We start from the raw sequence: 18977 nt of genomic DNA on the forward strand, positions 1-18977 counted from the left end.
GGTCAGGCCCTCATTTCCGCGCGTTTCATCGCCGAGAGCATCTGCCGCTGAGTCTCTTGTTTTGACTTTTTGAAGGTATCGAAGTCGCGGATTCCGTTCAGGTTGAAGTTATTGACCACCGGCCGGTTTTCGCGGCTGCGATCGTTCGACCGGTTATCGTTCCCAAGGTCTACGGGGATTTCACGGCCACGGGTGAGCGGGATCACGGCCTCGTTAGGGTGGAGCACCGCAGGCATTCCGCCAGAGGTGTTGGCCGTGCCTTCCGCATAGTGTGGCGCGTTCGACCACATGCCGGCCGGTAGCGAGGCCCGTGCCAGTGGCGATGTGGAATAGCCGCCTTCCGAGAACAGGCCGCCGAGCATGCTGCCAATGCCCCCTCCGCCCATCATGGATTGGAGAAGCTGCATGATCATGCCACCGAACTGACCAAGACCCGGAATAGCGGACGCCAGAGGGCCAAGGAGGCTGCTGATGCCCTGGCCGAAGCCTCCGACACCGGATGCACCGGCTTGCGCCTGTGTGCCCGCTGTAGCCGCCTGTTGGCCGGCTGTAGCAATCGACTGCCCTGCCGTGGTGAACTGCGGCGAGGCTGTTCCTGCCATGGTGCCGGCCTGCTGCACCTGCACACCTGTCATGGTCGATGCCGTAGCGAGGTTCTGGTTAGCCGCGCGCATCGTATCAAACGCCGGAGCCGTCGATGCTGCCGTGGTGCCTACGGTCTGGAGTTTTACGTTCAAGGCATCAATGCCCTGTGTGGTCGCGGGATCGATAGCGCTTGATTGGAATGTCTTGCCGACCCGGAAGCCTTCAATCTCCTCTTGCTTCATCATCAGGAGTCGACGCTGCTCCGCCGTCATGTCCGACATACGGGTCTGGCTACTTACGCCGGCAGTAGCAGCAAGCTGGCTGGTGTATCCCTTGGTGTTGTTCTCGAATGGTGGAGCGTAACGGTTGATCGCCGACTCCAGCGTCCGGTCGCGATAAGCTGGAGACTCAAACAGAAGGCGTTCACGGGCAGCGCGCCCGTTCTCTAGCGTGTCGAAGGCTGCGAAGCGTCCACCACCTTCCAGATATCCCGGCTGCGAGCGGGTGAACCGTCCGTCCTCAATGTTGCCCGGATTGTTGTTGCGCCATGCGAAGCTGCCGTGGCGGGTCACTGTCGAGCCGTCAGCATTCATGAAGCTGGTGAAGCCCTTGCCGGAAGCAATGACCTTGGTGAAGCCAGCGCCCATGGACTCGCCGGCACGTGCCAGATCACCATTGTTCGGTGTAATGCCCGGCGCGAAGCGTTCAGGATCGACGTAGCCAATCCGATTGGTCTTGGCCGTGGTGTTCGCGCCGATCGGGCCAGTTGCTGCCCATCCTGCCGGCAAGCCTCTGCTCGGCTCGATTGGGAAGCGATCTGTACCAAGCGGCATGCGTGGGGCAACGCTGCTGCCTGGGATATCCGCCAGCGGTGCACGGGTGATCTTGGACATAGGGCCAAGGCCGCCATCGACCGGCATGCCATTGATGGATAGACCGGTCGTGTAGACATTGGTCATGGCAGTTGAGATCGTGCTGCCGATGTTGGCGAGCTTCGCGAGAGCAGCGTCTGCCATGCTGCCGCCGTTGGTCTGACCATCCATACCCATTCCCTTGAACATGTCCTTGAGAAGACTGTTCAGGCTGATCTGGACGAACGTTCTAAGGATCGATCGGGCGAGGCCGGCGAAGTCGGACTCAGCGCCAGTCACAAAATTGGTTAGCTCGTCGGAAAGACCGCCGATGCCGTCTTTAATCGCGTTCTGGATTGAGTCGTTGAAGTCGCCGACAGTCGTGGTCCAGCGCTCGATACCATTGCCAATTTCTCCGGTCATACGACCGACGCCACGGTAATAATCCTGCAAAGCGGCAAGGCCGGAAGCGCCGATGTCCTGACCTTTCTTAAGGAGGTCGTTGTAATCCCTCTGGGCATCGTTGAGGGCCTTCTGTTCGCCTGTCTTGGCGCGAAGGTTGGCGAGATCGTCGCCGTGGTCACGTGCCAGTGCTCCAGCCGGATTGCGGTCATCAAGAGTCTTGACAGCAAGCGCCTTTTTCCACGGTGCGGCATCGATGCCTTTCTTGGCAGCGATAGCGTCTAGGAGGACAAGCTGTTTCTGGTACTCGTCGTTAGCCTTGCCAACGGCGTTGACCTCATCCCAGACGGCTTGCTGGGCATCTGTGAGGGCAGAGAGCTTGGCGGCTGCATTGCTGGCCTCACGAGTGGCGTTTCGGCTGATTAGGTCTTGGTTCAAGAGGTCCGCGTCTTGGATTGCCTTGGCGTATTTATCGGTCTCGGCCATGGCAGCGCCGAAGGCCTTGGACACGCCATCAGCAAGGTCAGCGCCGAAGCTGGCCACCTTATCGGACAGGGCCGTGAAGACCGCGCCAGCGCCATCGATCAATGCGTTGGTGGCTCTACTGTCGTTGAAGGCCGAATCGATTGCGGCAGCGAAGAGTCCAAGGGCGGCGACCGTCAGCATGACTTCGCTGGTGAGAACCGCAAACGCCGCGCCGATGCCACCCACTGCTGCCAGAGTCTCGCCACCGGCGAAGATCATCATAGCTGTTTTCAAACCGCGAAAGGCCGCAGTCGCGCCGGTTACCAGCGGGGCCATCAGGGTAATTGGAAGGACCAACAATCGTAGAGCGCCGGCGGCGGCTGTGATCGCAGCATAACCTGCGAATGCCTTCATGAAGGTGGCGACGGTTTTAGTGTTGTCCGAGAAGATTTTGACCGTTGCGCCGATCACGCGGAAGGCTGATCCGAGATAGGTTCCAATATCAGCGGCGAACTTCTTCACCGGGTCGCTGTTCAATGCGGCGGCCAACTGCTTTGCGAGCGCACCCAGACCAGCGTTGAAGCCATTGTCGAACAGGGTCCGCTGGAAAGTCGTCCAAGCATTCTGGAGCCCTACGATGGATGCCTGCGAAGAATTCATTGCGGACGCCATAGCCGGCCCGAACTGCGACTGGAGTCGCGCGGACATCTTAACCAGAGCTTCCGACCCGACTTCGCCGGCCTGCATCATTTTCTGGAGTTTGAGCGTGGTCACGCCAAGGCTGTCGGCAAGAATCTGGGCCGCTCCAGGCATCGCCTCGGCCAACTGGCCACGCAATTCTTCCATTTGGATGGTGCCCTTCGACATCATTTGCGTGAGCGCAAGGAAGGCGTTCTTCTGCTGCTCCGTGCTCGTGCCCATGGCAGCGAACGCAGTCGAGAACGACGAGAAAATCTTTTGGGTATCAGCGACACTGACGCCGGACAGACGAGCGGCAGTCGCGAACTGGCCATAGCTGGTAGCCACGGCGTCCAACGAGATGGGCATCTGGGCAGTGAGGTTCTGTAGAAACCGCATCTGCTGTCCAACTTCGTCGGAGGACGATGCAACCGTGCCCAGAGTTCTCTGCAAACTGATGAAGGCGCTGCCCGTCTGGTACACGCCGCGTGCTGCTGCAACCGCACCAATGCCTGCCAATGCGCTCCGCAAGAGGTTCGCGGCGGACGTGGTGGATGACATCTGCGACGTGAAACCACGAAGTGAATTCGTCGACTTCGAGAAGTCGGGCATGCTCCCACGGCCGACGCGAAGGCTTAGACCATTGAGGCGCGATAGCGCGGCGGCGGCAGCATTGATGCGAGCGGGATTGGCTACGGCAAGCCCGGCGACAAGGGCGTTTAGGTTGCGAACGGCAGCGAGCGGAGGGCCTTTGAAACCTACCAGAGCAGCCTTGATCTGATTGAGTGACGTGACGAGCCGGCCGTCGATGCGGATACGGTTCAAGTTCGCCAAGGCAATCGGTACGGCCTTTATGGCGGCTGCATTGAAACGGAAGTTGGCGAGGGCCTTCTGGAGGGTCTGGAGATTGGTGACCAGCGCTTTTGAGACCTTGACCCTGTTGAGGGCTTCGAGCGCCTGTGCGGTCCCCCTGGCTGACTTGGCGAGGCTGCCCAAATTGGTGCGGCCGAGCTTGTCGAGCGACGCAAAGGCGCTCTTCGACACGGAGTCGAACTGCCGAAGGGCTTTGAGGGAATCCGAGACGGAGCGGGTGAATTGTGTGACGCCGGTTTGAGCCTTGCGGCTATCGACGCCAATCTGGATTTGAAAATCTGACATGGGACTCCCGTGCGCTGCGAGAGCGCGTGACGATTAGGTACTGTCGGGAGTGAGGCGCACCGCGCCGGGACGCTTATGGTTTTGAGGGCTCGGCCACCTTGCCGGGAGGGGAACGGCAAGGTGGCCGGCTAACCTCGAAGTCTATTAAGCTTCGAGGTTCGGTTGGAATAGGTGCGCCGGCCCAGCCCGGTGATTTGTCTGCTGTCGGAACTGGGCCAGCTGACTCGAAGCGAGCTCTGCGCTTCGAGGATACGGTGCGGCGACTAGCGAAAGGACAACTCTAGCCGCCGCCATGCATACTGAGCTTCACAGGCTTTTTCCCTAGGCCTGCCTGTGCCGCTTAGCGCACGATGCTGCTCTTCAGTTTCCCCGCGTCGGGAGCGGGGTGTTACCGGGCATTCGACCGGCCGTGGTCTCAGTCGATCTGGCACCGGCATGGAGGTGGACACACATTCTTCCGCCTCTCACTTTTTGACGAACTGGCTCAGATGAAGCTTCGCCTGCGCAAGCGAATGTTGATCGTTGAGCGTTGCATGGGTGGGAAGCCCGGCTTTCAGCACCCGGATATGGTCCGCGATGGCGTTGCGTCGCCATGGGCTGAGGGCCGAAATTTTCTCAATGTCGAACTCGGTATGCGGACCGATGATCACAGGGGCTTCCGGCAAGCGCTTGGCGACCTCGACGGGCCCTTCGGCTTCGGTCTTTTTGCGGAAAATGCCGGTGCCGAGCGCCTCATAGTTTTCGATGTCGCTGGGTGAGGTAAGCTGCTCTCGCGGGCGGTCGCCTCGATAGGCTTTCTGCTCAGCGGTCTCTTCAACCGGTTCGGATTCGGGCTCTACTTCGGCCGGTGCTGCTGCCACGGCGCGATCGGCCCGGTTCGCATATTCCAGACGATGCGCCGAATCGGCCTTTCCAGATGTAATATCGTCTTCCGTGAGCCCGAATTGGCTGAGATAGTCCTGCTGCCGGTCATTCATGTTATGATTCTTTCATCTTGTCGGTTTTCGAGCGCTCTACTTCGTCGCGATTGAGCCGTTCCAAGACCGCCTTACGGAGCCAGTCCACGCGGCTCTTGCCTGCCGCCAGTGCGGCTGCATCGATTTTATCGACGACGCCGGGCAGCAGCTTTAAGAGAACCGTGCGGCGGATAGTTTCAAACGGATGGCCCATTCAGCGGGGTCCCCCTTCCGAGCGGTTGAGCTTTTCGAGAAGCGCGAGCCGTAGCCAGTCCCCCCGATCGATATTGTCGCGGGTGCAAGCATCTGCAATGCGCCGCTCCATGGTTTCAGGAATCGCAATGGCAATTCGCTGGAAACCCTCTTGTGGGCGTGTCATTTGCTGGCTTCCTGATCGGCCAAAGCCTTTAGGATAGCTGCCGACAACCAGTCCGGGCGGGATTGGATATTCTGACGCCGCATCGATTGCGCTATGGCGTGACAGGTATCCGGGTGGAGCCGAAACGACACGAGCGGCCATTCCTCTTTCTTCAGCATATCAATGCGAGCCTTCGTTCGCGGCCAAATCGCGCTCTATCGCTTCGTCACGACGGCGCTGGGTTTTCCTCAACGCGATAGCCTGCCTAATAATGGCCGATCGTTTATGGCCTGTGCGCGCGATCTCAGCTTCGATGAACTCCATCAGCGGGTCGGGCAGATGCACGACCACGCGATTCTTTGACACGCCATCATTGATCATCGTAAATTCTCCTGATAACCTTGACTGATCAGGTATTCCTTGATTGCGATCCTCACAACTTCTGAGAAGCTGATGTAGTTCTGACGAGCAAGGTCCTTCACGGCCGATCTATACCGCGCGGGAAGATACACGTTCTGAGACTCACCGGGCTCGATTACAGGCGGTCTGCCCATGCGCTTCTGCGGCATTGACTCTGTCTCTCATTGTTCGGGAGAAAAGCCGATTCGTCCCACGAATTGCGACTTTTGTAATTTTGAATAGTAAACAATGAAACAGGAAATGTCAATCTATTCTTGAAAGTGGCTCACTCAGTTTTAATCTGCACGAAGAAGGCAGGACTAAAAGGGGCCAATATGTCAGCACGTTGATTCTATTGTCTGCGCTTCTGCGCTCAACCCCCTATTCTCTATTGGTCAGCCGCAGTCCGGAGTTGGCGGGATGTGTATGGAATAGGTTGCAAGTCTTTATAGTAAAATGATGAGTGCAGAATGTTGGTTAGAGAATGAGTTCAGACTAAATCCAAACTATACAATGTAGCATTCAGTGACAATCGCCCTGAGAGGTCAAAATCTACTTTGGTGATACGTACGTGTTGGGACCACGGCGCGCCGATAGCTATTAACGACCCTGGAAATAGAGGAAGAAAAAATAGAAGGGGCGGCCCTACCCTGTCGGCGCTGGCGTCGGGGTCGAGGGGAACTGCGCTCAACCTTCTCGAACCACAAGCCGGACAGCAAAAGGCCGGACAAATGCCCGGCCTGATCCGCACGCAACCTGAGAGCTTCGAAGCTATGCGGCTTGGCGTGCGAGGATGCGTGAGACCTGCACGGCCGACCACGCGCCACCACGTGTCGTCGGGATGCTCCTATCATTCAACGCCGCTGCGATCTCCCGAAGGGTTGACGCTCCAGCAGAGCGGATGTCAGCGAGGATAGGCGTCAGGTCCGTAGCGCGCCGTTCAGCCTTGGCCGTCCTTGTGGCACGTCCTGCCTTCCGGCCTTCATCCTGATTACTGAGGTTTTCAGGCTTGCCGAGCTTCACGCCGCGCGCCTTAGCAGCAGCAAGTGCCTTCTTGGTCCGTTCGCTGATCATCCCGGCTTCAAGCTCCGCCACGGCAAGCATCTGTCGAAGCATGAACTTGCCCGCTGGGCCTTCAATCGAAGGAAGATCGCAGAAGCGGACCTCGACGCCAGCGGCCACGAGGCGCGCCATGAAGTCAGGGGAACGCGTCAACCGCGATACGTTGGCGACGATGAGCGTTGCGCCCATAATGCGGCAGTGCGCCAGCGCGGCTTCTAGTTCAGGCCTGTCGGCCTTGCCCGTGCCGCTCTCGACCTCGACGAACTCAGACACAAGACTCCAGCTACCGCCGTTCAGGAACGTGCGCACGGTCTCGCGCTGGGCCTCCAGACCCAGACCGGAACGGCCCTGCCGCCCCGTCGAGACCCGCAAATACGATATGAAGCGACCTTCAGCCATGCTTGTTACACCCTTTCGATCCTTCGTTTGATAGAATGTAACAGGTCGCGAGTCAAACAGAAAATCATGGTTTTTCAGGCATTTAGGCCGGGTGACGTTAAGCCTATGCGGTAAGGTTAATTTCTGGGATGAGTGCAGAGTGTGATATATTTACAACAATGACAATACTCTGATACATATCGAACCGCTCGGTTCGGTAGCGCCCCCTGCCGACGTTTGACACATCGGATTCCGCGTCGGAAAGGTGGTGGAATTTTTTGTAGAAAAGCGCGATTTTGAAGTGCCTACGGTGCCCTTGGCTGGCCCAGTCGAGTCCACAGCGCTGGCTGCCCACGACTCCCTTGACGGTCTGAGAAAGATGTCATAAGCGCGAATTGGCTATCTCGGAAGGTGGAGCGATGGTGCGCATTGGTACAATCATGGAAGAAAAAGACATCCCCGCGTTCGTCCAAGCAATTGTCGACCTTGGCTGTGATATATCCGCCGTCGGCCATTTCGGTTATGTTATAGGAGACACCGACTTGCCACGATCTAAGCAAATCGCCATCGAAGCACAACTGCGATCGATCAGTGAGGCTTTCGGAGAACGTGACCATCTCATGCCAAAAATAATCGAATACCTGCGATCGATCGGACGTTATATCGAGGTGCCGCAGCCAAGAGGCTAATGACGGCAGCCGCACCGAGGACCCAATTCCTAGTCTACGCTGAGAAGCAAGTTTCGTGTGCGCCAGCTATGGTTGAGGCAAGCGTTTTCGTTTTACGTGAATTTGAGGAGGAGGTTTCGAAAGAGCCTCAGGCAACAGCAGTCTTTTAGGCGCTGTCAGAGGCCCAGAAATTGAGTTGTCCTCAATGACACAGCAAAGAACCCAAAGATTGGTCTCCACTAGCCGTATCTCATGGGCAACCCGCCTGAGGCTGGCCAAATCGCTCTTGAAAGTTGATGGGTCGATGGCGTCAATTTTCCTGCTCTTACGCGCTAGTACATATTCTCCATCGAATTGGCCGGCCGTCCAGGCATGAGCAATGGTGTTTCTGTTTAGCCGGTTAATGTCGTATGCGTCTAACGCGTTGAGGATCAGTGCAACACCATCCGCGTGAAACACACGGTTAGCCAAAATCGCCTTGATGCGGCTGCAAATAGCGATATCCCCGAGGTCAAAGACGAGCGCCCACGCGTCTTTTTGGTCAATGCCGGAGACCTTGCAAAACAGTTGAAAAAGCCAGAACTCACACTGGTTCCATCGAAATGTTATGAGTCCGATGGCGTGTAATCGCTCGGGTGAGAGTGGAGAGTTCTCGGCAATCCAAGGATCTGATTTCATGTCAGCTAATGACCAATTTGAATCTCGCGCCAATTATGCGTTTCGACATCGGGCCGAACTCCTATACGCTTACCGGAAAACATGGGAGCCAGAATGCGAATTTCGGATGATGACTATTACACCTTGGACCATTTCATCTCCGCCGTCCTAATAAGGGTGCGAGACGGCCACTGCTCTGCCGGCGAAGGTCGCTCCGCAATTATGCACACGTTGACAGCATGGGATCGCGAGAACTGGCAGGAATTCGGGCCGTGGATGACGCTGATGATGGAACAATGGAAGTCCGACGATGACAACCGTGCGGTCGGTTAACTCAATTGGGAGCCGGAGCATGAGCCGCTACCAGCGGTGAACTAAAGGTGGTACTACGCCCGGATCGAAGTTCAGGGGAGGTCCACAATGTCTGATCGAGGAAACGCAAGCGACGGTAGCGGCCTTGCGGGGCAACTACTATCCGATGCTTTGGCGAACACACTCATTGCCAAGGGTGTGATCGACAAGGCCGATTGGATTCAAGCTGTGAAGGGCGCGTCGGAATTCGACAGAGGCCAGACCGCGACAACGACAGAGCGTCGGAACGCCACGGCAATTCTACAGGGCATACACACCAGACTGGTCGCTCAGAAATAGCGGGCCGCAGTTCCCCCCCGCAGCACTTAAAGGTGTCTGGCCGGAATTCCTTCTGCGCTCAACCTCTCATGCACGGTGTTTGGTGAACTTGGTTAGCGGTATGTGACACTCGCTGCCGTGGGCCTGTCTCCCGGCGCGGTCGTGGAGGCCGGCGTCTATGTGCATTCGATGCGAGGAGTACCGACAGGCGGTGGGTCCAGCCGGTAAGCGTCAAGGACGAGTGCAGAAAGACAATCGAGGGACTTCAGGGGGACTATAGGTGGACTTCAGGGGGACTCTGTTTTTGCGGAAACCCTTGCGGCATAAGGGTTTGCGGCTTTCAGAGGGGGACTAGGGGACTTTTCTTCTAAACTGACTCGTGTGAGATAATTTTATCGATCTTCCGGTGGCAAACTCGCCTGCCACACGCGCCTGTAAAATGGGCGCACGCATATTTATGCGTATGTAAATGGCGTTTTCCCGAAAAGTCCCCTAGTCCCCCTCGAATTCACGCAAACCCTTACGGCATAACGCTTTGCGCGAAATCCAAGTCCACCTCAAGCCCACCTCAAGCCCCCTCCGGCCTAGCCTTTCGACGCTTTTGTGCCTTCGACACTTGCCAGCCTCCACTTACGCGACCCTCCAGAAGTGCCGTCGTCGGTGAATCTCACTACACAATCAGCATCTCCAATCCGGACAGTGTAAGTCTTGTCGCGATAGTTACTCAGTCGCATGCCGAGAATTTGCTTCTGCTTCTCGCAATCCATATCGGTGTGCGGCCCGCTGGGTGGGATATCGAGCACGGCGAAGCGCGATCGGTAGGCAAGGTCGATCGGATCACCGACAGGTTCGAGTGCTACACCAAACACATCAGCCGTCGTGATCTTCCTATCCGCGCCAAAGGCCTCCGCCACGGCCTGCATCAATCCGTCTTCCTTAGGCTTATCGTTCGTCACAGCGGCAAGGAACGCTTCTCGGCCGTCAAGGAAGCCGTCGATACCATTGGCCTCCAGCACGCCGCCCAAAACCGCCGTGAAATCATCAAATGAGGCCAGCCGTTTCTTGCTACGCTTCGCGCCGTTCTGGTGCCACCAGCGGAGCATGGTGATAAGCGCTTCCACGACTTCAGCGCGATTCCTCGGGTCGTCGAAATAGGTGTCCAACGCTGCAATTGCGAAAGTGCGCCCCGTCGTCGGGTCGAGAGTTCCGGTGTTCAGCCGGATTGGCAGTACTCGGCGGGCGTTCTCCAATGAGAAACTGAGTTGGTTACCCGCCACGATCACCGGCACCTTCAACTCACCGACATACACCTCGTTCGTGTTCAAGGGGCGGTCGCTCCATTTGCCGGTTACCAACTTCGGGATCACAGAACCGCCGATATGGCCATGAACGTTGTCGAAGCAGATGGATGCGACCGACGCCATGAGTGACGACGTGATCTGCTTCCGGGTCTCGGCCTCATCCTTGGACATCCACGTCAAGGAACCGGCCCGTTCGCCGGTCCAGATGCGGTGCAGGGTATCGATCAGAAGGGACGCCCCGGTGCCCCAGATTGGTTTGTCGATCGCGAAGATGGGTGCGTTGCCCGTGAACGCCTCGCGCAGGATTGGCATGAAGAGCAGGGCGTACAGATGCGCTTTGGAAGCCGCCGCGCCCTTGCCGTCCGCATCGCTGCCGTAGCCAGCAAATGGGAAGTTGCCGAACACCTTCTCGACAACGGCCTTGACGGCGTCACGCTGTTCGACAGTCACCTTGGCGTCGGGGTCGATGACCAGTTTCATGTCGCCAAGATCGATGATGACCTTGGCCTCCTTATCGTAGCCTGACACCAGCTTGACGTTGCCACTCTTCATAAACAGCGGATGCCGTACGACACGATCGGCAAATGGTGCGAAGGGCTTCCTTGCGGCACCGCGCAACTTGTCGGCTACCTGCTTAGGCAGGAACGCATTCTTGCTCGTATCGCCACTTCCGACCTGATATTCGACCATATCGGCGCACCGGCTCCAGAACTCGTTAGGGTCTACCGTCGCCAGCATGACGCCCTCGCGTTCCTGCATTCCGCGTTCGTCAGGGGTGAGGACGTATTTGAGAGCGCCACCATGCTGGATGAACATGACGCGCTTCTCCATTGCTTGCGTAAGGCCTCGCACAACGGCTTCAGCGATCACGTCATCGTCGTCTTTGTCGGTGGCGCGAGGTTTATCACCGGACTGGCCTTTCGCGGCCTCCTGCACGTCGCGCCGAAGCGTTTTGATATCGGTTGGCGTGTTTCCGACCCTGCCCGCGATCAGCTTGTCGAGGGAGCCCGCTTCGGTCTTTTTAAGCACAAGGGTTTTCTCCAGAAGGTCCTTGATTTCCTCCTGCAATGTGTCGCCCGCGAAGGTGGCAGCGATTTTCTTGGCCTTGGCATAAATGACGCCACGGGCCTTGTCTCGCTTCGGCCCCGCGCTCATCAAGTGGTATACGTCGAGTTCTTTCTTGGTGATCGGCTCCGCCTTGCGGTCGGCTCCTGCGCTGCCAGTGTCATCCTGCCCCGGCGCGGCCTCCATAACAGGCTCATCTTCGCCCGATACCTCCTCCTGGCCTTCATTGTGGTCCTCTTCGTCGGCTCCGCTGATGTCGTAGGCCGGATCGGTCAGAACGTCGTCGGTGAACCAGCCGTCCACCATTGCCTTTTCAAGCATGACCAAGCGATCGCGGCCGGCGCAGCTATCATGCGAACAACGGAACGTGAAGCTTTCGGCATCCATGCCGGCGTCTTGAATGAAGCAGCCGGGATCATCCGGATCGCCGGCATTGCTGTGGTCGTCGTCGAACGGGCATTCGACCGTGTACTTGCCGGGTCCGGTCTCGACACGGATGCGGTCATCGCAGTGATCCTTGAACACCGAACTGATCTGGAAACCATGCGCGCGTTCGGACGCCCATTTCTGGAGATGCAACCCCTTCTGCGGCGATAGGATTTGGCCACGGATTTTGCCGCCCATAATGTTTGCGGCTTGATCGAACGGATCGGACGACATCGAGCCAGCCACGTCAACACGTGGCAGAGAACGCCAGTCCAACGCGTTGCCGGCCGAGACCACCACACGAGCGTTAGTCGCGTTCTTGGCCTTGGAGGGTAGGTAGAACAGCCGGGAACAGTCGCGGGCAGCGCGGTCTACGCTGATGCCTAGCAAGCCACCCATGCCGAGGATCATATCACCCCATGCCTTGATGGCGTCACGTTGTGTTCCAGCCTGCTCAGCGATGACGTAGGGTTGTTCAAGGATGAACAGAAGTCTGAACTTATCTATCGGCCGGGTGGTGATGGTCAACTGAATGCCACTAGTCTCGTGGGACGTGTTTACGCCCGAGACCGACGCGACAACGTCCTCGGTGTATTTGCCTTCGTTTGTCAGGAAAAGCTTGACACGCTCAACAGTGACTTCCAACTCATAGCCATTGTCGGAAGCCCATTTGAAGAAACGATCTCGCTTAATTTCGATGCTGGCTGTGCCATGGGAATGCGTGGTGTAGGCAACGAAGAACAGCCCCATGGACTGGAGCTTTCGCATGGTGTCCAGCATGGAGGCACCGGAGTCCACGTCAAGACCCATCATGTAGAGCTTGGTGACAGCCTGATTTAGGCGTCGCCCGTCCTTCAAGATACCGGGAACCAGACAGGCACCATCCTTCACGCCGGTTCTGATTTTGGACAAGTTCGAAATCAAAATGTCGCTGAAACGAAGTTCCGGCGACACTTTGAAAAACTTCTCTTCGCGTTTCTTGGCGACCGACACGAACAGCGGCTTGTTTAGTATCGCCTGCGGAATCTCCCCGTAGACCTCCGCATCGTTCAGAGTTTGCGTGGGCTCGCCGTCAATGGACACGACCTCGCTTTCTGCACTCAACCCTTCATCTTTGACACCTGATGGATCGTCGTCATCGAACTCCTCCACCTTGCAGACCCTGAAATTCTCGCCGGGCTTCAGCGCCTCCAGCGCAGCCAAGTCATCCGCATGCAGCCCGTACTCGCCATAGGCCAGCGGCACGTCGTCATCCGTGTCGGCGTCGTCGGTATCGCTCTTGCGGCGTTTGGTGAGGAGCGTGGCCAGCCGATCGGACGGCTTCATGGGATAGACAAGATGGATGCTGCCACCGGGGCCATCGAGCGCGTAGGAGGGCTCTGGAAGATCGGTTGCGGCATTGGCGCTGGCTTTGTCCTTGAACGCCAGCCGGAGCCCTGTGAGGGCTGCAAACACATGGTTGTCGCCGGCCAAGTGGCGGGCTTCATGGATAGCTGCTGCAATATCGGCAATTGGCTTGGTGATGATGCCCTCGCGTTTGCCCTCATCGTTGCGATGGAACAGTGTCACAGTCGAGGCACCCGGCAGCATAGCGCGCAGTTGTCGTGCGGCTTGCGAGGGCTCGAATGAATGGATGGAAGCGGATGGCTGGGTGGTGTTGGAGGCCTTGTTCTTGGCCGAAGGGGACTTGGACATGGTTTTCGTTACCCTAGATCATGACGCGCGAATCCGCTGGACGCACCAATGCGGCGCGCGCCTGTTAAGTCGGTGTCAGCGATCTAGGGGAGGTTTTTGCCGATCTCCGCGACGATACGCTAACGGTGAGGGCGATCTTTTTGGCGACCCCGTCACCGAAAACTCGCGTACGTCAGCCAATACATGGCTGCGGCCGGTGCCCGATGGTGACGCCACCGACATTTCTGTCAGTGGCGTCGGGTATCGTGGCGGATCGGCAAGATTGGTATGCGCTCGCTTTAATAATCAGTCAAGGAAATGGTGACAGTGGCTCACGACGAGTTAGACACGCTTGACAGACTGACTGCATATGCGGGACGTTACCAAGTGGTAATCTCGCTCTATACTCGCATTCTGCTTTGGTAACTTTCAAACTTGACCGCATCGCATTCTGCGAGGCTGCGGCACGACCTTTCGGCCGATGCACGTTAACGGTGCCAGCGGAATCGGCGTCACACCTCTCAGAATGACAAGGGGTGTGTGGCCTATGGTGTGGCCTATGGCTGGGTAGCCACTTTCCTTGTGGCCTATGTGTGGCCTAGGGAAACGAAGAAGCCTCGCACTGGAGGGCGTTTTTTACTATCTATCGGTAATTGTTGGCTAATTTGGTGCCGCTTAGGTGACTCGAACACCTGACCCCATCATTACGAATTATATGCCGCGCCCCTTCTTGCCCTGACTATTGCAGACATTTCTGCCGCCAAAATGGCAAAAAAGCTGTTAAATTTCAATCAACTATGCATACAGTAATTAACATTCGCCAACATTCGCTAACATCGCTATGCTGTTCCCCCACGGTTCCCCCGAATGGCCGGGGGAACAGAATTAGGTGGGTTAAAATGGCGAAGGCATTCACAGTCAAATTTATTGAAACGATCAAGCCGACCGACAAGCGGCAAGAGATTCCCGACGGCGGATTGCCGGGGCTTTATCTGATCGTCCAGCCGTCAGGCAAAATGAGCTGGGCCGTGCGCTATCGCTTCGGCGGTAAGATGCTCAAATATACGATCGGCAGCTATCCGGCATTTGGCTTGGCCGACGCCCGCAAGGAGGCCGGCAAGATTTTGCGCGCCGCATCCGAGGGACGCGATCCGCAAGCCGAAAAAAAGCAAGCCAAGACTGCGCAGGCAACCGGCGACGATCTATTCGAGAACGTCATCGCCGAATTCATCAAACGACACGTGAAGAAGAAAAACCGCGACAGCACCGCCAAGGATCAGCAGCGTTTCATCGACAATGAGCTTTTGCCTCGCTGGAAGGGTCGTCGGATCGGCGCGATCACCAAGCGCGACGTGAACGCCATGCTCAACGAAGTCGTCGACCGTGGCGCGCCGCAATCGGCAAACCGGGTGCTTGCGCTCGTCCGCAAGTTTTTCAATTGGTGCGTCGGCACCGAATGGCTCGATGCTTCCCCTTGCACCGGCATTCCGACGCCAGCACCGATCACCAAGCGCAAGCGGGTTCTGTCACCGGACGAAATCCGGCTGGTCTGGAAAGGTGCCGAAGCCATCGGCTGGCCGTTCGGCCCGCTTACGCAATTGCTCCTCCTGACCGGCCAGCGCCGCGAGGAAGTGGCCGGAGCAAGCTGGCGCGAATTCGATCTTGACGCGAAACAGCCAGCTTGGACGATCCCCGAACAAAGGGCGAAAAACGGCAACTCGAATATCGTCGCGCTGGCGCCTGCCGCACTTGCCGTGTTGGCGTCGCTGCCGCGCATCGGCGGGAAAGGCGACCTCGTTCTGACGACCAATGGCGAGACATCGATCAGTGGCTATTCTCGCGGCAAACGGCGGCTTGATGAGGCAATGCTTGCGGCGGCCCGCAAGGAGGCCGAGGAACGCGGTGACGATCCCGGCAAGGTAGCCATCCCGGAATGGACATTGCATGATCTAAGGCGAACTCTGGCGACGCGCGGCGGCGATCTTGGCGTTCTTCCGCATACCATTGAGGCCATTTTGAACCACGCCCGCGTCGGGGTCAGCGCGCACTACAACCATGCGCGATATGAGGCCGAAAAGCGCGCCGCGCTGATTCGCTGGGCGGCCTATGTCGAGCGACTTGTGGCCGGGAAAGCCGGGCTCAAATGTCGTCCCGTTCAAAACAGTGCGGCAATGAATGGTTGCGAAAGCACACCTTGACGCCCCGCTTTGGGCGTCGCGGCAACGCATTGTTTTTCCTTGCCCAGACGACGAGTGCGCTAAAAGGCAAAGTTGCATTAGAAGGTTCGGATGAAAGGAATGCTTGACAAATCAATAACTTAGCATGGGCGCGATTTGCCAGAATGCGCGCGTTTGGCGTATACTGCTCGCAACTGTTTCGGGGTCCGGAGGTCAGAACCAAAGGAGCGCGCCACCATGTCAGGAAAAAAGTACCTCACCCGGCCAGCCCTACGCGAGCGTTATGGTGGTATCGCCGACATCACGGTTGCACGGTGGATCGAAAGCGGACGCATTGATCCGCCGCTTCTGATCAACAACAGGCACTATTTCGATGAGGCCAAACTTGACGAGTCCGACCGTCGGCACGCAGCCTCATTCCAGCGCGCGCGGGCAAACCCGGCAAAGCACAGGCCGCCGCAACGCAACAACACTATCGAGGGCATACTCCCGACAGATTGAGCCCGCCGTACATGACGCGGCGGGCTCGATCAGGATGGTTACAATGGACTCCTGAAATCCTAACCTGACCTGCCTCGTGCGTCAAATCGGCGGTTTCCGCAAGGAGACCGGCCATGAACATTCATCGCCACATTTCGGAATTTGACGGCCGCCGGCCACCACATCTGGCGGTTCAGCCGGCGCTCTTCCACGAACTGATCGAAAGCGTCGTGACCCGCGACGAGCCGTTCTCCGATCCTGACGGATCATGGGGAACACGCATTGTCCGGCCGGCGGGCAAAGGCTGGCGCGTCATCGATGCTCACCGGGATCGGCACACGCGCTGGATGCGCCGGACGCCGATCATCTGGCAGCCGGTGAAGCGTGCCGCTGGCGGATGGAGGCGGCGATGAGCGCCCTTCATGATCTCGCCCGGCGGCTCGGCGGTGACCTCCACGGCGGCCATGTCCTATGTCCCGGTCCCGGCCACAGTGCAAAGGATCGATCCTTGAGCGTCTGGCTCGATCGCGACGGCAAGCTGCATGTCCACAGCTTTGCCGAGGACGATTGGGCGCTGTGCATGGACGATGTGCGCCAGCGCGCCGGCCTGCCGGCTTTCCAGCCGAACGGCGAAAAGGAGAGGCCGCAGCCGGTTTTCCGTGACAACCACAACGAGCGGATCAGCGAGGCGAGCCGGAAGCAGAAGATCGAAGCCGCGCGCCGTCTCTGGCGCGAAAGCGTCGATCCGCGCGGAACGCTCGTCCAACAATACCTACGCGCACGCGGCCTGATCGTGCCCGACGAGGTGGCCGGCCGCACGATCCGCTTTCACCCGGCTTGCCCGTGGGAAGGCGGCTTGTGCGTTCCGGCAATGATCACGCGCTTTTCGCCAATCGAGAACGACCTCGATCCCGAAGCACCGCCAACGGCCATTCACCGGACCCGGATCAAGCCGGACGGCAGCGGCCATGACGGCAAGAAAATGCTCGGCAGCGTTGCCGGCCAATGCATCAAGCTTTCGCCCGACGAGAACGTGGCCGAAGGCTTGCACCTTGCCGAGGGCGTCGAGACTTCGCTTGCGCTCTGGCAGCGTGGCTGGCGGCCGATCTGGGCCGCAGCAACGGCCGGCATCATGCGCGCCTTTCCGGTGCTGGCCGGCGTCGAATGCCTGACTCTTGCCGCCGATCACGACCACACCGGCCTTTCCGCCGCGCAGGAATGCGCCGAGCGCTGGGCCGCCGCCAGCAAGGAGGTCTTTATCAAGTGGCCGCCTGACGTTGGCCGTGACTTCGCCGACGAGGCCACGCCATGAACGACTCCACGATCCATTTCGAGCCTTCCGGCGAGCCGCCTAACGGCAAGGCTGACTATGTCGCCAATCCGTTGAACCTGCGCCGCGAACTGCACCGCAACGCGCTGACCAAAGGCCTCGTCAAGTTCAACGAGTTTTCGCACGAGATCGTGCTGGTGCGGCCGATCCCGCGTCCGAACATGAAGGCGCCAACGGCTTTTGAGCCGCGCCCGTGGACCGACGCCGACGATACCGCGCTCGCCGAGCATTTCAACCATCGCGGCTTTCGCCGGATCGGCCGCTCCTTGGTCCGCGACGTGATCGAGCTCGAAGCGCGATCACATCCGTTCCACCCGGTGCGCGACTATCTGGATGGCCTGACCTGGGACGGCGTGCCGCGCCTGTCGCGCTTCTTCCTCGACCATTGCGGCGTCATTGTTGACGAGGAGGACGAGGCCGACCGGAAAGACGCCTTCCGCTACGTCGAGGCGGTGACGCGCGCCTTTTTCATTTCGGCGGTGGCGCGCATCTATCAGCCCGGCGTCAAGGCTGACTCCATGATCGTGCTGGAAGGCCCGCAAGGCGCCTTGAAATCGCGCCTGCTGCGCGCGCTGGCGATCCGCGACGAGTGGTTTTCCGACAGCCTGCCGCACGATCTCGAAAGCAAGGACGCGCGTGCGCACCTGGCTGGCCGCTGGATCGTCGAAATGAGCGAGATCGCGCAATTCCGGCGCTCCGAGATCGAGATCGTGAAAGCGTTTCTGTCCTGTCAGATAGACCGCTATCGGCCGGCCTATGGCCGCACCGATGTTGCTGTTCCGCGTCAGTGCGTGTTTGCCGGCACGACGAACGCCGAGACCTACCTGCTCGATCCGACCGGCAACCGGCGCTTTTGGCCGATCCGCCTTCAAAAGATCAATCTCGGCGCGATCACGAAGATCGTCGATCAACTATGGGCCGAAGCCGTCGCCGCCTGGCATGCCGGCGAGATCTGGTGGCTCTCGCCCGCGATCGAAATAATCGCCGCAAGCCAGCAGGAAAGCCGCGTCGAGGGCGACCCATGGCACGACAAGATCGCCGATTTCGTCCACACGCGATTCGGCGGCGCGTGGTTCACCACCGCCGATGTGCTGGGCCACCTCAACATCGAGCCCGGCCGTCGCGACAGGGCGCATGAAATGCGCGTTGGCGCTGTGCTTCGGCGCCTGCAATGCGAACGGAAAAAGCAGCGCTTTGGACCCGATCGGAAGCCGCGCTGGGTCTACTGCCGGCCGATGGGCGATAGTGATGTGAACGATGAAACTGAATGAGCGCGT

The 18977-nt window shown here is 58.5% G+C and carries 15 protein-coding genes; 7 read left to right on the forward strand and 8 right to left on the reverse strand.

From position 1 onward, the window contains the following. Positions 1 to 2: 2 nt before the first annotated feature. The 6 genes from NKJ94_RS01960 to NKJ94_RS01985 form a co-directional block, all read right to left on the reverse strand. The gene (locus tag NKJ94_RS01960; protein ID WP_352522705.1) at positions 3 to 4139 is read right to left on the reverse strand and encodes a tape measure protein; all 4137 of its coding nucleotides are present in this window, start codon (positions 4137 to 4139) and stop codon (positions 3 to 5) included. A 464-nt stretch (positions 4140 to 4603) separates the two neighbouring features. After that, positions 4604 to 5116, reverse strand: coding sequence for a hypothetical protein (locus NKJ94_RS01965; protein ID WP_352522706.1), 513 nt, complete (start codon positions 5114 to 5116; stop codon positions 4604 to 4606). A gap of 1 nt (position 5117) precedes the next feature. Beyond that, the gene (locus NKJ94_RS01970) at positions 5118 to 5309 is read right to left on the reverse strand and encodes a hypothetical protein (protein ID WP_352522707.1); all 192 of its coding nucleotides are present in this window, start codon (positions 5307 to 5309) and stop codon (positions 5118 to 5120) included. Further along, positions 5310 to 5615, reverse strand: coding sequence for a hypothetical protein (locus NKJ94_RS01975; RefSeq protein WP_352522708.1), 306 nt, complete (start codon positions 5613 to 5615; stop codon positions 5310 to 5312). It lies immediately after the preceding gene. An 18-nt stretch (positions 5616 to 5633) separates the two neighbouring features. After that, entirely contained in the window at positions 5634 to 5834 is a 201-nt protein-coding gene (locus tag NKJ94_RS01980) for a ribbon-helix-helix domain-containing protein (RefSeq protein WP_352522709.1), read from the reverse strand. 789 nt (positions 5835 to 6623) lie between these two features. Beyond that, positions 6624 to 7313 carry a recombinase family protein gene (locus tag NKJ94_RS01985; protein ID WP_352522710.1) on the reverse strand — a complete coding sequence of 230 codons (690 nt, stop codon included), beginning with the start codon at positions 7311 to 7313 and terminating at the stop codon, positions 6624 to 6626. Between the two features lie 398 nt (positions 7314 to 7711). On the opposite strand from NKJ94_RS01985, the gene NKJ94_RS01990 reads away from it, so the two are divergent. Then, entirely contained in the window at positions 7712 to 7981 is a 270-nt protein-coding gene (locus NKJ94_RS01990) for a Y4lK-related protein (RefSeq protein WP_352522711.1), read from the forward strand. Between the two features lie 66 nt (positions 7982 to 8047). Here the strand turns inward: NKJ94_RS01990 and NKJ94_RS01995 are convergent, their stop codons facing one another. After that, positions 8048 to 8638, reverse strand: a complete 591-nt coding sequence (locus NKJ94_RS01995; protein ID WP_352522712.1) for a hypothetical protein — start codon at positions 8636 to 8638, stop codon at positions 8048 to 8050. Positions 8639 to 8731: 93 nt separating this feature from the next. Here NKJ94_RS01995 and NKJ94_RS02000 point away from each other — a divergent pair, with 93 nt between their 5' ends. Further along, entirely contained in the window at positions 8732 to 8950 is a 219-nt protein-coding gene (locus NKJ94_RS02000; protein ID WP_352522713.1) for a hypothetical protein, read from the forward strand. A gap of 881 nt (positions 8951 to 9831) precedes the next feature. Here the strand turns inward: NKJ94_RS02000 and NKJ94_RS02005 are convergent. Then, complete coding sequence (locus NKJ94_RS02005; protein WP_352522714.1) at positions 9832 to 13734, reverse strand: hypothetical protein; 3903 nt, start codon at positions 13732 to 13734, stop codon at positions 9832 to 9834. An 878-nt stretch (positions 13735 to 14612) separates the two neighbouring features. Between NKJ94_RS02005 and NKJ94_RS02010 the strand changes: the two genes are divergently transcribed. From NKJ94_RS02010 to NKJ94_RS02030, 5 genes are all read left to right on the forward strand, one after another. Beyond that, positions 14613 to 15911, forward strand: coding sequence for a tyrosine-type recombinase/integrase (locus NKJ94_RS02010; RefSeq protein ID WP_352522715.1), 1299 nt, complete (start codon positions 14613 to 14615; stop codon positions 15909 to 15911). 216 nt (positions 15912 to 16127) lie between these two features. Further along, positions 16128 to 16391: a DNA-binding protein gene (locus NKJ94_RS02015; protein ID WP_352522716.1), complete on the forward strand. Its 264-nt coding sequence runs from the start codon at positions 16128 to 16130 to the stop codon at positions 16389 to 16391. A 113-nt stretch (positions 16392 to 16504) separates the two neighbouring features. Then, complete coding sequence (locus tag NKJ94_RS02020; RefSeq protein WP_352522717.1) at positions 16505 to 16783, forward strand: hypothetical protein; 279 nt, start codon at positions 16505 to 16507, stop codon at positions 16781 to 16783. After that, positions 16780 to 17682 carry a DUF7146 domain-containing protein gene (locus NKJ94_RS02025; RefSeq protein WP_352522718.1) on the forward strand — a complete coding sequence of 301 codons (903 nt, stop codon included), beginning with the start codon at positions 16780 to 16782 and terminating at the stop codon, positions 17680 to 17682. Before NKJ94_RS02020 ends, NKJ94_RS02025 begins: the two co-directional genes overlap by 4 nt. Beyond that, positions 17679 to 18971, forward strand: coding sequence for a virulence-associated E family protein (locus NKJ94_RS02030; RefSeq protein WP_352522719.1), 1293 nt, complete (start codon positions 17679 to 17681; stop codon positions 18969 to 18971). The genes NKJ94_RS02025 and NKJ94_RS02030 overlap by 4 nt, the downstream gene beginning before the upstream one ends. The last annotated feature ends 6 nt before the right edge of the window (positions 18972 to 18977 follow it).

The organism is Mesorhizobium sp. M0060 (assembly GCF_040323155.1).
Taxonomy (GTDB): Bacteria; Pseudomonadota; Alphaproteobacteria; order Rhizobiales; family Rhizobiaceae; genus Mesorhizobium.

Coding starts and splice junctions, on each gene's coding strand:
- NKJ94_RS02020 (WP_352522717.1), top strand. CDS start 16,505: ATGAACATTCATCGCCACATTTCGGAATTTGACGGCCGCCGGCCACCA.
- NKJ94_RS01975 (WP_352522708.1), bottom strand. CDS start 5,615: ATGGCCGCTCGTGTCGTTTCGGCTCCACCCGGATACCTGTCACGCCAT.
- NKJ94_RS02015 (WP_352522716.1), top strand. CDS start 16,128: ATGTCAGGAAAAAAGTACCTCACCCGGCCAGCCCTACGCGAGCGTTAT.
- NKJ94_RS01965 (WP_352522706.1), bottom strand. CDS start 5,116: ATGAATGACCGGCAGCAGGACTATCTCAGCCAATTCGGGCTCACGGAA.
- NKJ94_RS01990 (WP_352522711.1), top strand. CDS start 7,712: ATGGTGCGCATTGGTACAATCATGGAAGAAAAAGACATCCCCGCGTTC.
- NKJ94_RS01985 (WP_352522710.1), bottom strand. CDS start 7,313: ATGGCTGAAGGTCGCTTCATATCGTATTTGCGGGTCTCGACGGGGCGG.
- NKJ94_RS02000 (WP_352522713.1), top strand. CDS start 8,732: ATGCGAATTTCGGATGATGACTATTACACCTTGGACCATTTCATCTCC.
- NKJ94_RS01960 (WP_352522705.1), bottom strand. CDS start 4,139: ATGTCAGATTTTCAAATCCAGATTGGCGTCGATAGCCGCAAGGCTCAA.
- NKJ94_RS02010 (WP_352522715.1), top strand. CDS start 14,613: ATGGCGAAGGCATTCACAGTCAAATTTATTGAAACGATCAAGCCGACC.
- NKJ94_RS01980 (WP_352522709.1), bottom strand. CDS start 5,834: ATGATCAATGATGGCGTGTCAAAGAATCGCGTGGTCGTGCATCTGCCC.
- NKJ94_RS01970 (WP_352522707.1), bottom strand. CDS start 5,309: ATGGGCCATCCGTTTGAAACTATCCGCCGCACGGTTCTCTTAAAGCTG.
- NKJ94_RS02025 (WP_352522718.1), top strand. CDS start 16,780: ATGAGCGCCCTTCATGATCTCGCCCGGCGGCTCGGCGGTGACCTCCAC.
- NKJ94_RS02005 (WP_352522714.1), bottom strand. CDS start 13,734: ATGTCCAAGTCCCCTTCGGCCAAGAACAAGGCCTCCAACACCACCCAG.
- NKJ94_RS02030 (WP_352522719.1), top strand. CDS start 17,679: ATGAACGACTCCACGATCCATTTCGAGCCTTCCGGCGAGCCGCCTAAC.
- NKJ94_RS01995 (WP_352522712.1), bottom strand. CDS start 8,638: ATGAAATCAGATCCTTGGATTGCCGAGAACTCTCCACTCTCACCCGAG.